The following is a 255-nucleotide window of genomic DNA, read 5'->3' as shown; positions in this document are numbered from 1 at the left end:
ACCCACGGTGTCGTTGCCCAGCACGTTGCCGTTCAGGCTGCCGGCCACATCCTCGGTGGTGGTGCCGCCCGCATCGTTGTTGGCCGTCGGCACATCATCAACGATGCGCACTATCAGCTGGTCACTGGCACTGGTGCCACCCACCCCGTTCACCCCGATGGTGATGCTGTCATCAAACCCGGTGGGCGTCGCACCCAGCTTGCTGTCGTTGTCGATGGTCGCACTCAGGGTGTAGCTGTAGTTCACCGTCCCGCC

1 protein-coding gene is annotated in these 255 nt (G+C 63.5%); it reads right to left on the bottom strand.

From position 1 onward, the window contains the following. Positions 1 to 255, bottom strand: a 255-nt coding sequence (locus tag KW825_RS20790; protein ID WP_218330249.1) for a hypothetical protein, incomplete at both ends; no start/stop codon positions are given.

This window comes from Aeromonas sp. sif2433, assembly GCF_019218705.1.
Lineage (GTDB): Bacteria > Pseudomonadota > Gammaproteobacteria > Enterobacterales > Aeromonadaceae > Aeromonas > Aeromonas encheleia.
The sequence above is the reverse complement of the archived record's forward strand: the minus strand, read 5'-3'. Positions and strand labels throughout refer to the sequence as shown.